This is a genomic window from Helicobacter sp. 23-1044 (assembly GCF_053654695.1).
Map to the genome: position 1 here is coordinate 12,796 of NZ_JBSIUQ010000008.1, position 16,835 is coordinate 29,630.

The following is a 16,835-nucleotide window of genomic DNA, read 5'->3' on the forward strand; positions in this document are numbered from 1 at the left end:
TTTTTAACGCCATCATTTTATCAATGCCGAAATCGCCTTAAATTGCGGTGAGCGCGAATCTTTTAGCAAATCAAATAAAATGCTCTCCGTATTTAGCACACTCGCCCCGCAATTCGCCAAAAAAGACAGCGCGTTTGCCTTATTTGCGCAATTCCGCGAAATCACGCAATCACTTGCCACAACCACGCCAAAACCCATATTTAGCAAATCTCTTGCACTTTGAAGCACACAAATATGCGCCTCCATTCCAGCAATGATGATTTGCGTGATGTGCGGATTTTGCGCTAGGTGCGCCAAAAGCGGACTGCCCTCATATACCACGCTAAAAACGCGCTTTTCAAAATCGCTGTGTTTAGATTCGCCAAACAAGCCCTCCACGCTCTCCCCAAGCCCTTTTACATATTGCAAACTCTGCCAGAGCGGCACTTCTAAAATGTCGCAACCTGCAATCAAAATCTTTGTCTGACGCAACATTGCGCTAAACTCATCTTGTGCCATACTTTGCGCTAATCGCTGTTGAATGTCGATAACTAAAAGTAGCGATTCATCTTTGTTTAGTGATAAAATTTCTTGCATTTTTTGCCTTTAAATTTTAAAAATAAAAGCGCATTCTACCATAAATCTTATAAAAATCACTGATATTTATAATATGCAGCACACGCGCCCTCGCTGCTTACCATACAGCTACCTATGGGATTTTGCGGGGTGCAGACTTTTGCAAAAATCTTGCATTCAAGCGGTTTTTTCAGCCCACGCAAAATCTCTCCGCAAATGCAGTTTTTGTTATCCGCCACCTTGCGCTTATCGATAATGTCTGCAAACTTTATCTCTGCATCAAGTGCGGAAAACTCATCGCGGAGTTTTAGCGCGGAGTGCGAGATTTCGCCAAGTCCTCGCCACTCAAAAGATTTTCTTGGCTCTAAATATTTATTTATTAGATTTTGCGCTACTTCGTTGCCCCCCCTCGTAACCACGCGGTTATATTCGACTTCAAGCGTGGCTTTGCCCTTATTTTTTTGGCGCAAGATTCGCAACACCGAATCCAAAATATCTAACGGCTCAAATCCGCCCACAACGATAGGGATTTGGTAGCATAAAAGTTCTTCATAGATTTTTGCCCCGCTTATGACGCTAACATGGCTTGGGGCGATGAGTGCGTGAATGTTGCAAGGCTCTGAATCTAGCAAAATTTTTAGGGGCGGGACAACCAAAATGTGATTTATGTGAAAATATAAGTTTTTGATATTTTCTTGTATTGTGCGCTCAATCAAAGCCGTAGTCATCGGCGTTGTCGTCTCAAAGCCGATTGCAAAAAATACTACTTTTTTGTGCGGATTGTCCTTTGCGATTTGCAATGCTTGAAGTGGCGAGTAGAGAAATCGCACATCTGCGCCTTTGCTACGCGCTTCTGCAAGGCTACCTTTGGAGGACGGGATACGAATCATATCGCCCAAAGTTAGCAAAATCACGCCCTTTTGCATCGCAATGTCAAAGGCTTCATTTATGCGATTTTTTGGCATTACACACACAGGGCAACCCGGTCCGTGTATAAAGTCAATATTTGGCGGGAGCAGTTTATTTAGCCCATAGCGCATAATGCTATGCGTGTGCCCACCGCAAACTTCCATAATTTTGAGCTGTGATTTTAGGCTTTTAGATTCGGCGCGAATCTTTTTAAGAATGCCAAAAATTTTGTCTTTGTCTCTAAAACTATCGATTAAAAGCATTATTTTGCCTTGATTTTGGGGCAGATTCTGCGAATCGCAGAATCTAAAAAATCTATTTTTTCAAACTCTTTTCTAACTTCTCAACAACGCGCCAAGTGGATATAACTGAATCTGGATTTAGCGAAATGGAGCTTATGCCCTCTTTGACTAAAAATTCCGCAATTTCTGGGTAGTCGCTGGGGGCTTGTCCGCAAATGCCACAATATTTTTTGTGCTTTTTACACGCAGCGATTGCGCGTCTAAACATTTCTAACATTGCTGGATTGCGCTCATCAAAAATCGAGCTTACTAATTCGCTGTCCCTATCCACGCCCAAAGTGAGCTGTGTTAAGTCATTTGAGCCGATTGAAAAGCCATCAAATAGCGATAAAAACTCATCTGCTAAAATGACATTTACAGGCAATTCGCACATCACATAGATTTCAAGCCCGTCTTTGCCTGATTCAAGCCCATTTCGGCGCATAATTTCTAGCACTTTTTTGCCTTCTTCTGGTGTGCGCAAAAATGGCACCATAACTTTCATATTTGTAAGCCCCATTTCATCACGCACACGCGCTAATCCCTGACATTCCCACTCAAACGCCGTGCGGTAAATGTCTGAATAATATCGATTCGCCCCGCGATAGCCAAGCATCGGGTTTTCCTCGTGTGGCTCATAAGGCGCACCACCTATCATATTGCGATATTCGTTTGTCTTAAAGTCGCTAGTGCGCACAATCACGGGATTTGGGTAAAATGCGGAGGCTATCATTCCTATGCCTTCGGCGATTTTGCCTGTGAAAAAGTCCTTTGGCGTGTCATATCCGCTTATGATTTGCTTTATCGCTTCAAAATCCTGCACATCTTTTTTGCCATTTTGCATATCCACTAACGCCACAGGGTGCGCCTTTATGCTATTTATGACAATGTGCTCCATTCTAGCTAATCCCACGCCATTATTTGGCAACTGCGCGAAGCTAAATGCCTTTTCAGGGTTGCCTACATTCATATAGATTTTGGTTTTGGTATTGCCTAAATCCGAAATATCCTCCACTTCAATATCAAAGTCAAAATGCCCATTATACACGAATCCTTGCTCTCCCTCTGCGCAAGAAACGGTCGCTTTTATGCCATTTGCGAGTTTTTCAGTCGCACCTGTCGCCCCTACAATCGCTGGGACGCCGATTTCCCGTGCTACGATTGCCGCGTGGCAAGTGCGCCCACCGCGATTTGTGATAACTGCGGCGGCTTTTTTCATTGCTGGTTCCCAATCTGGGTCGGTATTGTCGGTTACCAAAATATCGCCCTCTTTGATTTCCCCCATATGTTCGATGTTTTGGATAATTTTGATTTTACCTTGTGAGATTTTATCGCCTATTGCCATTCCTTGCACGAGCGTGTGAATCTTATCCACAGGCTTTTTGAAGCTGTATTTTTCAATGCGATTTGCGACTTTTTTCTTGTGCTTTTGGCTTTGCACGGTTTCAGGACGCGCTTGAACTATGAAAATATCGCCGCTTTTGCCATCCTTTGCCCACTCCATATCCATAGGGCGATATTCTCCCGCTTCTTTTGTGTAATGCTCTTCGATTAAAATCGCATACCGCGCTAAAGTCAAAATGTCCTCATCGGTGATTGAAAAGCTACTCAATTCTTCGATAGTCGTAGGGATATTGCGCGTAGGGCGTTCCGCTCCGCTTGGGGCATAAACCATTTTTATGTCTTTTTTGCCTAACTCTTTTTTAATAATAGGGCGTTTGCCTTGCTTTAAAGTGGGCTTAAATACATAAAATTCATCAGGATTTACCGTGCCTCCCACGACATTTTCGCCAAGTCCCCACGATGCCGTGATAAACACCGCATCTTGAAATCCTGTCTCTGTATCAATGCTAAACATTACACCACTTGCGCCTATGTCGCTTCGCACCATTTTTTGCACTCCCACAGATAGCGCGATTTTGAAATGGTCAAAGCCACGAGACGCGCGGTAGCTAACGGCTCTTTCGTTAAAAAGCGAAGCCATACAGGATTTCACATAATGGATTAGATTCTGCGTCCCACGCACATTTAAGAAAGTATCTTGCTGTCCCGCAAAACTTGCATCAGGCAAATCCTCCGCCGTTGCGCTACTTCGCACGGCGACATCGGCGGTATTCATATTGTATTCTTTGCCAAGTATCGAATACGCCTCCAAAATCTCATCTTTCAAGTCCTTTGGGAAAGGCGTAGTGAAAATTAACTCGCGAATCTTCTTGCTACGCGCCTTCAACACATCGATTTCAGAGACATCCACGCCATCTAGCAAATCCTTAATTTTCTGCCGTATCCCGCCTGAATCAAGCAAATACCAATACGCCTCACTTGTGATTGCAAAGCCATTTGGCACTTTTATGCCAACCCCAATCAGCTCTTGAAACATCTCTCCAATACTCGCATTTTTGCCCCCGACAATCGGCACATCCTTGTTATTCAACTCGCTAAAAAACTTAATGTATTTCATCGCGCTCCCCTTCAAAAAATAAAATTTTGAAATTATAAAATAATCTATTAGGATTTTTTGCTTAAAATTGCAAAATATTTTTATTTTTTTGCAAAATGGGGGCAAAATGCTACTTAAAAAAATCAAAGTAAAATCGCTAAAAAACGCAGAATCTGCGGTAGATTCTGCGTTTTTGAATGATATTGAGATTAGCGTAATTGTAAAATGCGCGAATTTAGAAGAAATCAAAATCACATTTTTTGCGTTAGATTATGACTTGGAGCACCTTGTGGCGGGGTATTTTGGCGCATTTGGATTGAGCGTGGATTTTAGGCGAGTGGATAATGTTTTTTACATAGATTCGCCCTTGTCAAAAGATGAGATTTTATCGCACCTATCGCAAAAAGACTTTATTCAAAGTTGCGAACAAATTGAGATAAATGACAAAAAAATCGAACGCGATAGAGTTGTAATGCCCTTTAATGGCTCACGGGCGAAAATTTCAAGCGAATTTTTGGAGAAAAATCGCGGGTTTTTTGTAGATTCAAGCGTGAATTTTAAAAACGCAGAATCTACGAAAGTTCTTGCGGTGGATTCACGCAAAAATCCCCCCTCCCTTGCGGAGGGGGTTAGGGGGTGGGTAGATTCTGCAAAGTTAGATTCTGCGTTTTTTGTCCGCATTTTCGCAGAATCTAAAAATTTTTGTCATATTGAGCGAAGCGAAATATCTCAAAAAAATAATAGAGATTCTTCGCTTCGTTACACTTCGCTCAGAATGACACAAAATAGCACAAATTCTGCGTTTTTTCAATCCTTTGACACAAACCCCAAAAACGCCATTTATAAGGCAATCGGCAAAGCATTAGATTTAAGCGAAGGCAAAGGCAATTTATTAGACGCCACGATTTTCTTAAACTTTCGAATCGATATCGAAACCTTAAAAATCCTAATTTTACAAAAATGCACCTTTATCATTTGTGCTGAAAAACCCGCATTTAGCACCATTCGCTTCGCACAAAAATTTGGCGTAACGCTAATTTGCTTTCATCAAGGCGACTTTTTAGCACTCACCCACCAAATGCGCGTCATTTCGCAGAATCTAATCCGCTAAATTTCCGCGAGTTTGGCTTGAATCGCAATGGTGGCTTTTAGGATTTTGGCGACATTTAGGATATGTGTAAAGTCGCTTTGTTCTAGCGTGATTGCGCCATTTTTATCATTGGCGCGGTATTTTAGCCATTTATCTAGCACTTTATACCCGCCTATCGTGTAGTCCCACACTTCCGCACTCACTCCCACTATCTCCAAATCTGCGTTTAAAATAATCTTGTTTTGATTTGGCTCATATTTTGGCTTCTCAAGCGTGAAATTTGGGTTTGATTTATTCGCGTTTGCGCGGAAAACTAAATCTATGCTTTTGTCCTGCGGGATTGTTTTCATCAAATGCAAGTCGATGAGATTTTGCCCTAAATTTGCAAGAGATTCAAACTTTGATTGGCTTATCTCAAAGTCGATTCGCGGGAAACCGATTTTTAGGTATTCTAAATATTTTGCACGATATGCGGGGTTATAGAGATTTGCATAAATAAATGCCAAAATTTGCTTTGGGCTTTTAGATTTTAAAACTTTGTGCTTTGCTTTAAATTCGCTAAATTCTTGCGTGAAGTTTGGCGTTTTAGAGTTTCCATTTAGGTTTGAATCATAGCAATACAAAGGCGCGATATAAGTCTCCGAGCCTGTATTTGTGCCACCTAACGCCACATCTGCAATTTTATCAATAATCAATCCATAATCAAAGTTCGGATTCAAACAAGTTTTTGGAAAACAAATCCCTAAATTTTCTTTATTTAAAAAATGCTTCATAGTATCAAATCGTGGGCGTCCTAAAAAGCCTTGTTTGCCACTATAAAAAGTGTAGCGTCCATCAAAGGGGCGATGGGCGATTTTTTGGATTTTATTTTGGATTGCTTCGGTCGCTTCGCTCCCTTGCAATGACGGGGTAGGCGATTTGTCATTGCGAGATTCAGCACTTGCCGAATCGAAGCAATCCACATTTGCGACAATATCAGCTTTTGCTGTTTCTATGCTCCATTGTGCCGAATTTTTGATTTTATATTTTTTTGCTATTTTCTCACAATCCAAATCTATAAAATCTTTTATTATTGCCTCCATAGTGAGCTTTTTAAAAGATATGCAAATTTTATCTTGCGAAGTTTTGATTCCGCTACTAAAATTTTCAAAAATCCCTTTTGATTCGCCTAATGCCTTATCCTTTGCTAACGCCCAAAAGTTTTCATATTCGGCATTGCTAAAATCCTTTGGCACAAACCAAAAATATGGCGAATCTAATTTTAATTTTTTCCATTTGATAGTTTTTAGTCCGTTGTTTGCAATGTCATTTAATAGTGCAAATTTGTCTGCTCGGCGCAAGATTGCGTTGTCTTTTGTGGAGAAGTAGTGGATTTGGGCTAAATTATACCCACCCCCTTTGTCCCCCTCCGCAAGGGAGGGGGAGGATTCATATTTTACAAAAATGCTTATGCAAACACCTACGCGAATGTCAAAGACATTTTTGTCGTTTTTGTTTTCGCTGTTGTCGCCGTGCAAGTTTAAAATATAAATTTCATCGAATGTTTTTGCCAAAGATTCGCGCATTTTGCGATGAGTGCGCCCATTTAGATATGAATTATTTGTGATAAAGCCCATAATGCCATAATTTTTGTTTTGCTCTAAAAGTTTCCACTGCGCGAATCGAATGAATTTTATATAATCATCATCTAGCGGTTGGATATTTTGCTCATTTAAGCCCATTTTATATGAATCTAAAAGTTGCAAAATCTCTGTGCCTTTATTTTTGGACTTCACATTATACGGCGGATTTCCTAAAATCACTAGCAAATCCTCTTTGTGTTTGAGTTGCAAGGATTTTTCGCGCTCATTTTTTAGGTGCATAAATGGCACAAGCAAGTGATTTGTATCGCGTGCCCTATCCAAATCAAGCGTATTTGTAAGGTAGATTTGAAATTTTTGTGTTTCGCTAAAATCGCTAAATCCTTTATTTTTCAAAAGTGAGCTTAACTTCAAATGTGCCACGATATAGGGGACAAAGCTAATCTCAAAGCCATAAATATCCCTAAAACACTTATTTATGATAGTTTGCTTTGTGAAAACCGCACTTTGATTTGCCAAAATAATCTCAAAAACCTTTGCCAAAAAGCTCCCTGTCCCTGTGGCAAAATCAAGCACTTTCACACATTCATCGCTAAAAGATTTGCCAAAATGTGTTTTTAGTAGCTCATTTATAGAGCGCGTAATCATATCCACAATAGGCTCGGGCGTGTAGAAAACGCCGCCTTCTTTGCGCTTTTGCTCTCCGCGCAAGTCATCATACGCCTTTAAAAAATCCTCATAAAGATAAATGCTAATCTCGCTAATCTCACGCTGAAAGCTAATCGCAAGGCTTGGTTTGTCGATAAGTGCGATGGCTTTGGTGATATTGCTAATAGCATAGACAATAGGGCTAGGCAATGAAATAGGTGGCAAAGAAAACCAAATAAATTCTTTTAGCACGGCAAAATGTTGTGGCAAAAGCGAAGCAAAGCACCCAAATGGCAATCGCTCAATGTCAAATCGCTCACTATCAATATGTGCCACAAACATACCATAAACGATACTTTGCGCCAAAATATCGCAAAATTCTATCGGCTCTACGGCAGTATTTTCTAAATTTCTAAACGCATCAAAGGCGTTGCCAAAGGATTGATTGAATGGTAAATCCGTATTTTGCGCTTCAAAAATCACACTACTTAAATAAAAGCTCTGTGTGCTTAATATTTTGACTAATTCATCTTTTTCTTTTATGCTTACAAGCGTGTCAAAAAACGCGCCCAAAAGGTGCGAAAATCGCGTGGATTTTTCGATGAGTTTGGCTTGATTTGGGGTATTTTGGGGCGAATCAAGGTTATCAAAAAGCACCAAATCATCGATAATCTTGCCGTAAGAGAGCAAAATAAATCGATTGTAATCTGTCAAAATAATATTATGGCAGACGGATAGATATTTTGCGATTTGTTTGCCTTTGACAAGGGGTGATAAATCCGCGCCAAAGTTTTTGCATTCAATAAAACCTACAAGCGATTCATAGCCGCCTTTTTCTTGTGGCATTTGGCGGACAATCTTAAAATCAGGGCGAATATTGCCTTGCCCTTCTTTTGATTTTGGCTCGTGGATTATGCGAATGTCTTGCGTGGGTTTGAGTGCGTTTAGTAAGTTTTCAAGTGCGGTGCGAAATGAATGCTCATTTGCATCGCCACGATTTATAAGGCTTTGAAGTGTGGCGTGGTAGTTTAAAAGTCGTGCTTGCATTTTGTGTCCTTTGATTTAAAATAGCGATTTGCCAAAGCAAATCTAAAAATTATAATATTTTACGCTAAATTTCATTTAAATTCGTAGAATCTAGATTCTGCAAATTTATTAAAATGCGCGTTATTTCGCAGAATCTGCGCTAGATTCTGCGATTTTGTGAGATTCTGCGCTTTCTAATTTTTTTAGTCGCGCTTCCATTTCAATCAACTTTTTATCGATACCTACGCTAATTGTCACTTGATTTAGCACCACCCAAAGACTAAAAATCCCCAAAATCAAACTCACCGCCACCGCAAAAACAGCGATTTTTATCGCACGAAGCGACTTTTTTTCTACATTATCCATCATATTTTCCTTAAAATAAATTTGACAATTTGCGCTAAAATCATCCCGCAAATCGCGCTCATCACCACGCACGCGCCGATACTTATGTCATACAAATACGACACCACAAACCCGCTAATGATAAAAATTAGCGATAAAATCCCCGCAAACACCATCATTTTTGCTAGTGAGTTTGCAAACATAAAGGCGATATAAGATGGGATACTTAAAATCGCTAATACCAAAATCATCCCCGCCACGCTCATCGTCATCACAATGCCAAGCGAGATAAAAATAAAAATGACGCAAAGAAAAATGCGCGTATAAACGCCCTTCAACCTGCAAAAAACTTCATCATACGAAACGCTCAAAATCTCCCTCCAATAGGCAAAAACAAACGCCAAAAGTAGCAAATCATAAATGCCAATTATCCAAATATCTTCTTTTCCACTCGCCAAAATCGAGCCAAAAAGATAACTTGTGATATCCACCGCATATCCGGGCGTAATATCGATTAGAATAATGCCAAGTGCCACGCCAAACGCCCAGCTTGCCGCGATGAAACTATCGATATTTTGCCTTCTAAACAGCACAAAATAAAGCAAAATTAGCGACATTAAAACCGCCATCAGCGAAGCACCAAGCATTGTGTGAAATCCAAAATATAGCGCCAATCCCACGCCACCAAATGCGCTATGCGCCACGCCACCGCTTAAAAAGACGATTTTATTTGAGACAATTAGCGTGCCGATAATCCCCGCGCAGATGGATATGAGAACTGCGATGATTAGGGCGTTTTGGATGAATTGTAATTGCAAAATTTCTAACAAATGCAACCTTTTGGCGTGGATTTTGAAAAAAAGCGATATTTTAGCAAAAAGATTTTTAGATTCTGCGAAATGGCGAAATTTTAGTGGTAGATTCTGCGAAATGCTTAAAATTTGGCGAGAGATTCTGCGAATTTTTGGTTAGATTCTGCGAAATGTTTAAAACGCAGAATCTCGCACGAAAATCGCAGAATCTGCGAATACTCCGTCATTGCGAGGCAGTTTGAGCGAATCGAAAACAACGAAGCAATCTATTTTTTTAATTTATGGATTGCCACGAATTGCTACGCAATTCTCGCAATGACGAAAAACACTAGATTCTGCGAAACGCAGAATCTCGCACGAAAATCGCAGAATCTAAATAATTATTTTGTGGATTGCCACGATTCTGCATTCGCAGAATCTCGCAATGACGGAGATTTTTCGCTACGCTCAAAATGACAAAATTTATTAGATTCTGCGATTCGCAGAATCTAGCAAATTATAGTATTGTGGATGAATTTTTGGGGTTGTGCGAGTGGAGCAAAGCAACTATCGAAGTAATGGCGGATTATAAAAATCAAATGCAGAAGTATTTTTAGGCGATTTTGTGGGTTTTGGAGCACGAAACTGCGAAAATAGGACATTTAAGTCCATTAAGCAGTTGAGTGCGAACAATCCCGCAAAATCGCCAAAAAGACGATTGCATTTTACCACGCGACATTTTTGTTGCTTCCTACTTTTATTATATTCACCTCATCATCCCACAGCACAAGTCCGCTTTTCAAATCACTCAAAGTTAGCAAAAAATAATAATCAATTCGTTGTTTGCCACTTGAAATTTTGGTATTTTTTTGGATAATTTTGCCTGACAAACTTAACTCCGGCGCGATGAGTTCGCCTTTTTCGATTGTGGTGTATTGATTGTATTCATCGTTGTCTCGCGCTTTTCGTGCGGTATGAATCATTTTATCGCCACTTGCGCCCATCGCAAGAGATAGGATAAATTTCCCGCTATTCCGCATTTCGCGCGTGATTTTGCGTGTGAGCTGCGCTGTGTCGATATGCTGCATTGTGTCGTTTATGACATCTGAAATCACAAGCACTTTGGGTTTATCGATATTTTTTGCGTAGCGACTTTTTAGAAGCGATGTAATCGCGCCATCGGCGGCATTTTGAATATCGTGATAGTCTAATCCGCTACTTGTGAATTCGCCCGACTTTGCCAAATCCACATACTCCACCTTATCCGCACACCCGACAAATAGCGCAAACACGCCAAAAAATAGCAATTTTTTCATTTGCTTTCTCCATTTAATTTGTGAAATAAAATGCTAATTATATCATTTTTTATCGCGCGAATGTAAATTAGATTATCGCTCTTATCGCATAAATCTTCGCATTTTGTTAGTGCGAAGTCGCCTAATTTCACCGCACCATTAAATAGCGCAAAATCGCCCTTATTCTCCACTCGCAAAATATAAAATCGCAAGGGCAAAATGCGCACACTGCGAATATCCGCCCTTGTGCTCGCATAGCTAAAAATCGCCCCTGCAAGCGAGCCAAAAATGCCTAATTTCTCTCCCAAAAAATATTGCAAATATGCCTTGTAGGACGAGCTTAAAAGCGAAGTGAAAATGATGTAGGGTAATTCTATGTCAAATTCGTTATTTAAAAGTGGCGAAATGTCGGCAATCTCAAACGCTTTTAGATTCGCTGAATCTAGCGTGGATTTCGCATTATAATTTGTGCTATATGCGTAATTTTCACGCAAAACAGGCAATGCGATATTAAAACTCAAAACGCTAGAATTCACAAAAAATAACGGCAAATCAAAGCGGATTTCTTCTTTTTTAGGGATTTGCCCTTCTTCGATGATTATCCACGAATATCGCTTTTTGTTGCCTTTTTTGCGAGATTCTGCGATTTTGATATCGCTTAAAATCGCCTTTTGATTTGTGATTGCATAAGATTCTTTAAGCAAATTTTGCGCTTTTTCAAAATCATTTTGCGATAAGAAAAAAATGCCCGAAACATAGCTAATATAGGGATTTACATAACCTTCAAATGCTTTATAAGCGCGCAAATTTTGATAATGCTCTTTGTATTGCAAAAGTGCTGAATCATAGCTTTGCGCGACATTTACGCCATCCGTTTCTTGCCCGTATTCGCCCGCACTCTGCCTTATGCTCTCATCCCTTGCCAAAATATAATCGCTAAAATAATCCTTTGCGCGGCGATGTCTATCATTTGCGCGGTTAAACTCAACCCTTGCGCTTGCAAAATCGCCCGTCATTATCGCGCTTAATGCCTTGTAATGATTTGCAAATACGCTTTCAAAAAACGCCCCGTTATATTCAAACATTCCATTGCTTATAATGATACTTGCAAAGCTTTTAAATCCGCTGTTAAAGGCGTTTTCGCCACTTGTGCCTTCAAAAAATCCCTCCGCAGAATCTAAATAAACATTTGCCCCCGCAAAATCGCCCATTTGATACGCCAAAATCCCACTTTGTAACGCCCACAAAAAGTCATCTTCGCTGTATTTTTTGGCGTAATTATAGGCTAAATCTAAATCCTGCGTTTGGTAGTAGAGATTTTCTAGCTTCGCAACATCGCCCATTGACGCACACGCGCTAAATGCAACAGCGCAAAATAGGGCGGAGAGAAGCACTTTTAAAAAATACACAACGAACCTTAAAATTTGTGATAAAATTTCGCAATTATATTAAAATTTTTAGCAAAAAAAGGCAAAAAATGAAAGTTTTACTCTTAAAAGATGTCAAAGGTTTAGGCAAGGCAGGGAGCGTCTGCGAAGTCAAAGACGGCTATGGCAAAAATTTTTTAATCGCCAAAAATTTAGCGCAACTCGCCACAAATGAGACAATCAATCGCTATAAAGCGCAAGAAAAAAAGCGCATTGAAGAAGAGGCAAAGTTAAAGGGCGAACTCATTGATTTGGCGAAAAAGTTGCAAAATCTAACGCTTGAAATTCGCAAAAAAGTGGGCGCAAATGGTGCACTTTATGGCGCAATCACAAAAGATGAAATTGCGGCGGCTTTTAAAGAAACATTCAATATTGACATTGACAAAAAGGCGTTGGATTTGAAAAATCCCATAAAAAGCACGGGCATTTATGAGTTAGATTTGAAGCTGGGCTTTGGGATTCACGCGGTTTGCAAGGTGGATATAGTCGCGGAGTAGATTCTGCGAATCAATCAAATTTAATCAAAAAATCGCAGAATCTAGCGCGAAAAACATTAGATTCTGCGAATTTAAATATTCCCCCCTCCATTGCGGAGGGGGTTAGGGGGTGGGTCAAAAATAAATTTCACAGAATCTAGCAAAATCTTACATAATTTTAGTCGCTATAAGCAATCCTGCAATCGCAATTTGCGTCATAACAAGCCATTTTAACAGCTCATATTTTACTTCGATAATGTTATTTTTAAGTAGCGCAATATCATTTTTTACAAGCGCAATATCATCTTTTGTGGATAATTTATCCAAATCTTTATTGCTTTGCTCTAAAATTGAGTCTGCGATTTCTAACGCTTCTTGCTTTATTTGCGCCTTATCTTCGCCCTGAAAATGCCTATCGATAAAATTATCTATCAAAATTTTGGTGCTTTTATTTAACGCTATTGCCATTTTGAAATCCTTGAAAACCAAAATAAAGCGCATTATAGCACAAAAATCGCAATTCTGCTAAATTTACGCATTTTTTAAGGCGAGTTTTTGTAAAATTCGCACTTTTTAGATTCTGCGAAATAAGGATTGAAAATGTTTCACGCGACAACCATTTTAGCATTCAAAGGGGCGGATAAATCCGTTATCGGTGGCGATGGGCAAGTAACCTTTGGCAACTGCGTATTAAAATCAAACGCCACAAAGATTCGCGCCCTTTATGACGGGAAAATTTTAAGCGGATTTGCGGGTAGCACGGCAGATGCGTTTAGTCTATTTGATATGTTTGAAAAGATTTTGGAGGCAAAAAAGGGCGATTTGGAACGCTCGGTGGTGGAGTTTAGCAAGGAATGGCGCAAGGACAAATATTTGCGGAAATTAGAAGCGATGATGATTGTCCTAAATCGCGCAAAAATCTACATTTTAAGCGGAAGTGGCGATGTGGTAGAGCCAGAGGACGGCGTGATTGCGGCAATCGGTAGCGGTGGAAACTACGCGCTATCCGCTGCAAGAGCGTTGCACCGCAATGCGAATTTGGATTCGCACGAATTAGTCGAAAAATCCTTGCAAATCGCAGGTGAGCTTTGCATTTACACAAACACAAACATAAAAATATTGGAGTTAAAATGAGAGATAATAAAAGCCCAAAAGAGATTGTAGAATATTTAGATGAGTATATTATCGGGCAGGACAAGGCAAAACGCGCCATTGCAATCGCACTTCGCAATCGCTATCGTAGAATGCAGTTGCCAAAAGAGATTCAAGATGAAATAATGCCAAAAAATATCCTAATGATAGGCTCAACAGGCGTTGGCAAAACGGAGATTTCGCGCAGAATGGCAAAGATTTTGGGACTGCCATTTATCAAAGTCGAAGCGAGTAAATATACCGAAGTGGGCTTTGTAGGGCGCGATGTCGAATCAATGGTGAGAGATTTGGTAAATGCGTCTATGAATTTGGTGAAGTCTGATTATATGGAGAAAAACGCCGATAAAACGGAGGATTATATCCTAACCAAAATCACAAACAACCTAATCCCACCGCTCCCAAATACCGCAAGTGAGAGCAAAAAAGAGGAATATAAAATCAGCTTTGAAAAAATGAAGCAAAAGGTAAAATCTGGCGCAGTTGATGATTTGGAAATCGAAGTAGAAATCACCGAAGCCCCGATAAATCCCTTTCCTATGCCAAATATCGGCATTGTAGAGATTTTTCCCAAAGCACAAAAGATTAAAAAAATAAAGACAAATGTTAGAGACGCCAAAGAATTGCTAAAAAACGAAGCGATGGAAAATATCACAAATATCGATGAGCTGAAAATCGAAGCGGTAAAAAAGGCAGAGGAAAGCGGAATCATTTTCATCGATGAGATTGACAAAACGGCAAGCGATAACAGCAACTCACGGCAAAATCCAAACAAAGAAGGCGTCCAGCGCGATTTGCTCCCCATTGTGGAGGGAAGCCTTGTAGATACGAAATATGGGCAAATTAAGACGGATTATATTTTGTTTATCGCGGCAGGTGCGTTTCATTTAAGTAAGCCAAGCGATTTAATCCCCGAGTTGCAGGGGCGATTCCCCATTCGCGTGGAGTTGGATTCGCTTAGCGAGGACGATTTGTATAAAATTTTGATTCAAACCAAAAATAGCATAATTAAGCAATATATTTATTTGCTTGAAACTGAGGGGTTGAAGTTAGAATTTGACGATGAAGCACTGCGGACAATCGCAAAATTTGCCCACATTGCAAATGAAAAGACAGAGGACATAGGCGCAAGGCGATTGCATACTATTGTCGAAAAGGTGTTAGAAGACATTAGCTTTGATGCGCCAAATCTCAAAGGACAGAGCATAAAAATAGGCAAAAAAGATATTGAATCAAAGTTAGATTCAATCATACAGAATGCCGATAGCACGAGGTATATTTTGTGATTGATGGCAATTCGTCTTTGGGTGCATTTTTCGCACTTTTAAAATTTTTTGGGCGTTCGCAGACCGCTAGTCTAGTCTCACACCCAAAAAATTTTAAAAATACAAAATCTCCACCGCAAAATACTAGAATTGTTTTTAAATACAGATTCTACGATTTTGTGCGATTCGCAGAATCTAGTGTTTTTTTGTCATTGCGAGGCGATTCGATAGATTCGCCGAAGCAATCCACAATTTTTTGCGATAGCAAAAATGATAAAAATAATTCGTGCGACAGCACCAAATCTCGCCCGCTTCGTGGTGCAAAAAATCGGGAGCAAGGTTGCAGAAGTGCAACCGCCGATTTTTTGCTAGAAGCGGAAAAGCGAGGCACTCCCCCTAAAAGCGAAAAAGCGGCTGCTTTTTGGCGCGTAGGGGGAGCGGGGCGGGGGGTGCAGCCCTTTTTGCGAGAAGATTCAAGCGAATCTAAAAATCAAAATGACGAAAATTACACAGATTCTGCAAATCAAATAAAAAGCGCAGAATCTAACACAAAATCGCAGAATCTGTCATACCCAAAGGCAAATTGCCAACAAGACAACGCGCATAAAACCAAATGCGGATTTATTGCTCTCATCGGTCGTCCAAACGCCGGCAAATCCACACTTCTAAACGCTCTCATAAATGAAAATCTTGCGCTCACTTCGCACAAAGTCAATGCCACGCGCAAACAATGCAATATAATCGTTACGCACGAAAACGCGCAAATGATTTTCATCGACACGCCCGGACTTCACAAAAGCCAAAAATTGCTAAACGCCATTATGGTTGATGAGAGCCACAAGGCGATTGAATCTAGCGACATTGTGGCGTTTCTTGCGCCGATAAGCGATGATTTAGCGCACTATGAAGCGTTTTTGGAGATTGCAAACGATAAAAAACATATTGTTTTGCTGACAAAAATTGACTTAACAAGCAAGGCGAATCTACTAAAAAAGCTTGAAATTTATCAAAAATATAGCTCCAAATTTGAGGCGATTATCCCCATTTCTGCCACAAAGCGCGTGAATTTAGAGCAGATTTTTGGTGCGATTTGCGCACATTTGCCTAATTCGCCATTTTTGTATGATAGCGAAATCCTAACTTCTACGCATATTCGCGAGATTTACCGCGAAAAAATCCGCGAATCTCTTTTTAATTTCACAAATAAAGAAGTCCCATACACTAGCGAAGTGCGCATTTTGCGGATATTAGAGAGTGAAAATCTTACCAAAATCTACGCTGAAATCATCACAGAAAAGACAAGCCAAAAGAAAATCATCATAGGGCAGGGCGGAAAACGAATCAAAAATATCGGCATAGACGCACGAAAAAAGATTGAAGAATTTAGCGGTGGAAAAGTATTTTTGAGCCTAAATGTGGTGTGTGAAAAAGGGTGGAGTAAGGATAAAAAAGCGATTGAAAAGATGATTGGCGAGTGATTTGCAAAATTTCCTAAAATCGCCGCAAAATCGCAGAATCTAGCGTAAGATTCTGCGATTTTATATAGATTCTGCGTTTT

At 40.1% G+C, this 16,835-nt stretch carries 17 protein-coding genes; 8 read left to right on the plus strand and 9 right to left on the minus strand.

Going from position 1 to position 16,835, the window contains the following annotated elements:
- Positions 1–12: 12 nt before the first annotated feature.
- Genes ACWIUD_RS07555 through ppsA form a run of 3 tightly spaced genes read right to left on the minus strand, consistent with a single transcriptional unit; the run spans position 13 to position 4,206 of the window.
- The gene (locus ACWIUD_RS07555) at positions 13–576 is read right to left on the minus strand and encodes an isochorismatase family protein (RefSeq protein WP_454148213.1); all 564 of its coding nucleotides are present in this window, start codon (positions 574–576) and stop codon (positions 13–15) included.
- A gap of 56 nt (positions 577–632) precedes the next feature.
- Positions 633–1,727 carry a hydrogenase formation protein HypD gene (gene hypD / locus ACWIUD_RS07560; RefSeq protein ID WP_454148215.1) on the minus strand — a complete coding sequence of 365 codons (1,095 nt, stop codon included), beginning with the start codon at positions 1,725–1,727 and terminating at the stop codon, positions 633–635.
- Positions 1,728–1,779: 52 nt separating this feature from the next.
- Entirely contained in the window at positions 1,780–4,206 is a 2,427-nt protein-coding gene (gene ppsA, locus ACWIUD_RS07565; protein ID WP_454148216.1) for a pyruvate, water dikinase, read from the minus strand.
- Between the two features lie 106 nt (positions 4,207–4,312).
- On the opposite strand from ppsA, the gene ACWIUD_RS07570 reads away from it, so the two are divergent.
- Complete coding sequence (locus ACWIUD_RS07570) at positions 4,313–5,296, plus strand: hypothetical protein (RefSeq protein WP_454148217.1); 984 nt, start codon at positions 4,313–4,315, stop codon at positions 5,294–5,296.
- Here ACWIUD_RS07570 and ACWIUD_RS07575 read toward each other — a convergent pair.
- The 3 genes from ACWIUD_RS07575 to ACWIUD_RS07585 form a co-directional block, all read right to left on the minus strand.
- Positions 5,293–8,550, minus strand: a complete 3,258-nt coding sequence (locus tag ACWIUD_RS07575) for a type ISP restriction/modification enzyme (RefSeq protein ID WP_454148218.1) — start codon at positions 8,548–8,550, stop codon at positions 5,293–5,295. The two genes, ACWIUD_RS07570 and ACWIUD_RS07575, sit on opposite strands and share 4 nt — an antisense overlap.
- A 120-nt stretch (positions 8,551–8,670) precedes the next feature.
- Positions 8,671–8,895 (minus strand): DUF5408 family protein, encoded by a 225-nt coding sequence (locus tag ACWIUD_RS07580; protein WP_454134302.1) that lies wholly within the window; start codon positions 8,893–8,895, stop codon positions 8,671–8,673.
- On the minus strand, positions 8,895–9,704 hold the full coding sequence (locus ACWIUD_RS07585; RefSeq protein ID WP_454148219.1) for a metal ABC transporter permease: 810 nt from the start codon (positions 9,702–9,704) through the stop codon (positions 8,895–8,897). The genes ACWIUD_RS07580 and ACWIUD_RS07585 overlap by 1 nt, the downstream gene beginning before the upstream one ends.
- 111 nt (positions 9,705–9,815) lie before the next feature.
- Here ACWIUD_RS07585 and ACWIUD_RS07590 point away from each other — a divergent pair, with 111 nt between their 5' ends.
- Positions 9,816–10,142 carry a hypothetical protein gene (locus ACWIUD_RS07590; protein ID WP_454148220.1) on the plus strand — a complete coding sequence of 109 codons (327 nt, stop codon included), beginning with the start codon at positions 9,816–9,818 and terminating at the stop codon, positions 10,140–10,142.
- The gene (locus ACWIUD_RS07595; RefSeq protein WP_454148221.1) at positions 10,139–10,282 is read left to right on the plus strand and encodes a hypothetical protein; all 144 of its coding nucleotides are present in this window, start codon (positions 10,139–10,141) and stop codon (positions 10,280–10,282) included. Before ACWIUD_RS07590 ends, ACWIUD_RS07595 begins: the two co-directional genes overlap by 4 nt.
- A 108-nt stretch (positions 10,283–10,390) precedes the next feature.
- Here the strand turns inward: ACWIUD_RS07595 and lpoB are convergent, their stop codons facing one another.
- Entirely contained in the window at positions 10,391–10,981 is a 591-nt protein-coding gene (gene lpoB / locus ACWIUD_RS07600; protein ID WP_454148222.1) for a penicillin-binding protein activator LpoB, read from the minus strand.
- Entirely contained in the window at positions 10,978–12,369 is a 1,392-nt protein-coding gene (locus tag ACWIUD_RS07605) for a hypothetical protein (protein ID WP_454148223.1), read from the minus strand. Before ACWIUD_RS07605 ends, lpoB begins: the two co-directional genes overlap by 4 nt.
- 68 nt (positions 12,370–12,437) lie before the next feature.
- Between ACWIUD_RS07605 and rplI the strand changes: the two genes are divergently transcribed.
- Entirely contained in the window at positions 12,438–12,884 is a 447-nt protein-coding gene (gene rplI, locus ACWIUD_RS07610; protein WP_454148224.1) for a 50S ribosomal protein L9, read from the plus strand.
- Complete coding sequence (locus ACWIUD_RS07615; RefSeq protein WP_454148225.1) at positions 12,857–13,024, plus strand: hypothetical protein; 168 nt, start codon at positions 12,857–12,859, stop codon at positions 13,022–13,024. The genes rplI and ACWIUD_RS07615 overlap by 28 nt, the downstream gene beginning before the upstream one ends.
- 7 nt (positions 13,025–13,031) lie before the next feature.
- Here ACWIUD_RS07615 and ACWIUD_RS07620 read toward each other — a convergent pair whose 3' ends face one another.
- Complete coding sequence (locus ACWIUD_RS07620; protein ID WP_454134313.1) at positions 13,032–13,331, minus strand: hypothetical protein; 300 nt, start codon at positions 13,329–13,331, stop codon at positions 13,032–13,034.
- A 132-nt stretch (positions 13,332–13,463) separates the two neighbouring features.
- Between ACWIUD_RS07620 and hslV the strand changes: the two genes are divergently transcribed.
- From hslV to era, 3 genes are read left to right on the plus strand one after another with little or no spacing between them, the layout of a single operon-like run.
- The gene (hslV, locus tag ACWIUD_RS07625; protein WP_454148226.1) at positions 13,464–13,997 is read left to right on the plus strand and encodes an ATP-dependent protease subunit HslV; all 534 of its coding nucleotides are present in this window, start codon (positions 13,464–13,466) and stop codon (positions 13,995–13,997) included.
- Entirely contained in the window at positions 13,994–15,298 is a 1,305-nt protein-coding gene (hslU, locus tag ACWIUD_RS07630; protein WP_454148227.1) for an HslU--HslV peptidase ATPase subunit, read from the plus strand. The genes hslV and hslU overlap by 4 nt, the downstream gene beginning before the upstream one ends.
- Entirely contained in the window at positions 15,295–16,755 is a 1,461-nt protein-coding gene (gene era, locus ACWIUD_RS07635; protein WP_454148228.1) for a GTPase Era, read from the plus strand. The genes hslU and era overlap by 4 nt, the downstream gene beginning before the upstream one ends.
- Positions 16,756–16,835 lie beyond the last annotated feature (80 nt).

Coding starts and splice junctions, on each gene's coding strand:
- ACWIUD_RS07555 (WP_454148213.1), bottom strand. CDS start 576: ATGCAAGAAATTTTATCACTAAACAAAGATGAATCGCTACTTTTAGTT.
- hypD (WP_454148215.1), bottom strand. CDS start 1,727: ATGCTTTTAATCGATAGTTTTAGAGACAAAGACAAAATTTTTGGCATT.
- ppsA (WP_454148216.1), bottom strand. CDS start 4,206: ATGAAATACATTAAGTTTTTTAGCGAGTTGAATAACAAGGATGTGCCG.
- ACWIUD_RS07570 (WP_454148217.1), top strand. CDS start 4,313: ATGCTACTTAAAAAAATCAAAGTAAAATCGCTAAAAAACGCAGAATCT.
- ACWIUD_RS07575 (WP_454148218.1), bottom strand. CDS start 8,550: ATGCAAGCACGACTTTTAAACTACCACGCCACACTTCAAAGCCTTATA.
- ACWIUD_RS07580 (WP_454134302.1), bottom strand. CDS start 8,895: ATGGATAATGTAGAAAAAAAGTCGCTTCGTGCGATAAAAATCGCTGTT.
- ACWIUD_RS07595 (WP_454148221.1), top strand. CDS start 10,139: ATGACAAAATTTATTAGATTCTGCGATTCGCAGAATCTAGCAAATTAT.
- lpoB (WP_454148222.1), bottom strand. CDS start 10,981: ATGAAAAAATTGCTATTTTTTGGCGTGTTTGCGCTATTTGTCGGGTGT.
- rplI (WP_454148224.1), top strand. CDS start 12,438: ATGAAAGTTTTACTCTTAAAAGATGTCAAAGGTTTAGGCAAGGCAGGG.
- ACWIUD_RS07620 (WP_454134313.1), bottom strand. CDS start 13,331: ATGGCAATAGCGTTAAATAAAAGCACCAAAATTTTGATAGATAATTTT.
- hslV (WP_454148226.1), top strand. CDS start 13,464: ATGTTTCACGCGACAACCATTTTAGCATTCAAAGGGGCGGATAAATCC.
- hslU (WP_454148227.1), top strand. CDS start 13,994: ATGAGAGATAATAAAAGCCCAAAAGAGATTGTAGAATATTTAGATGAG.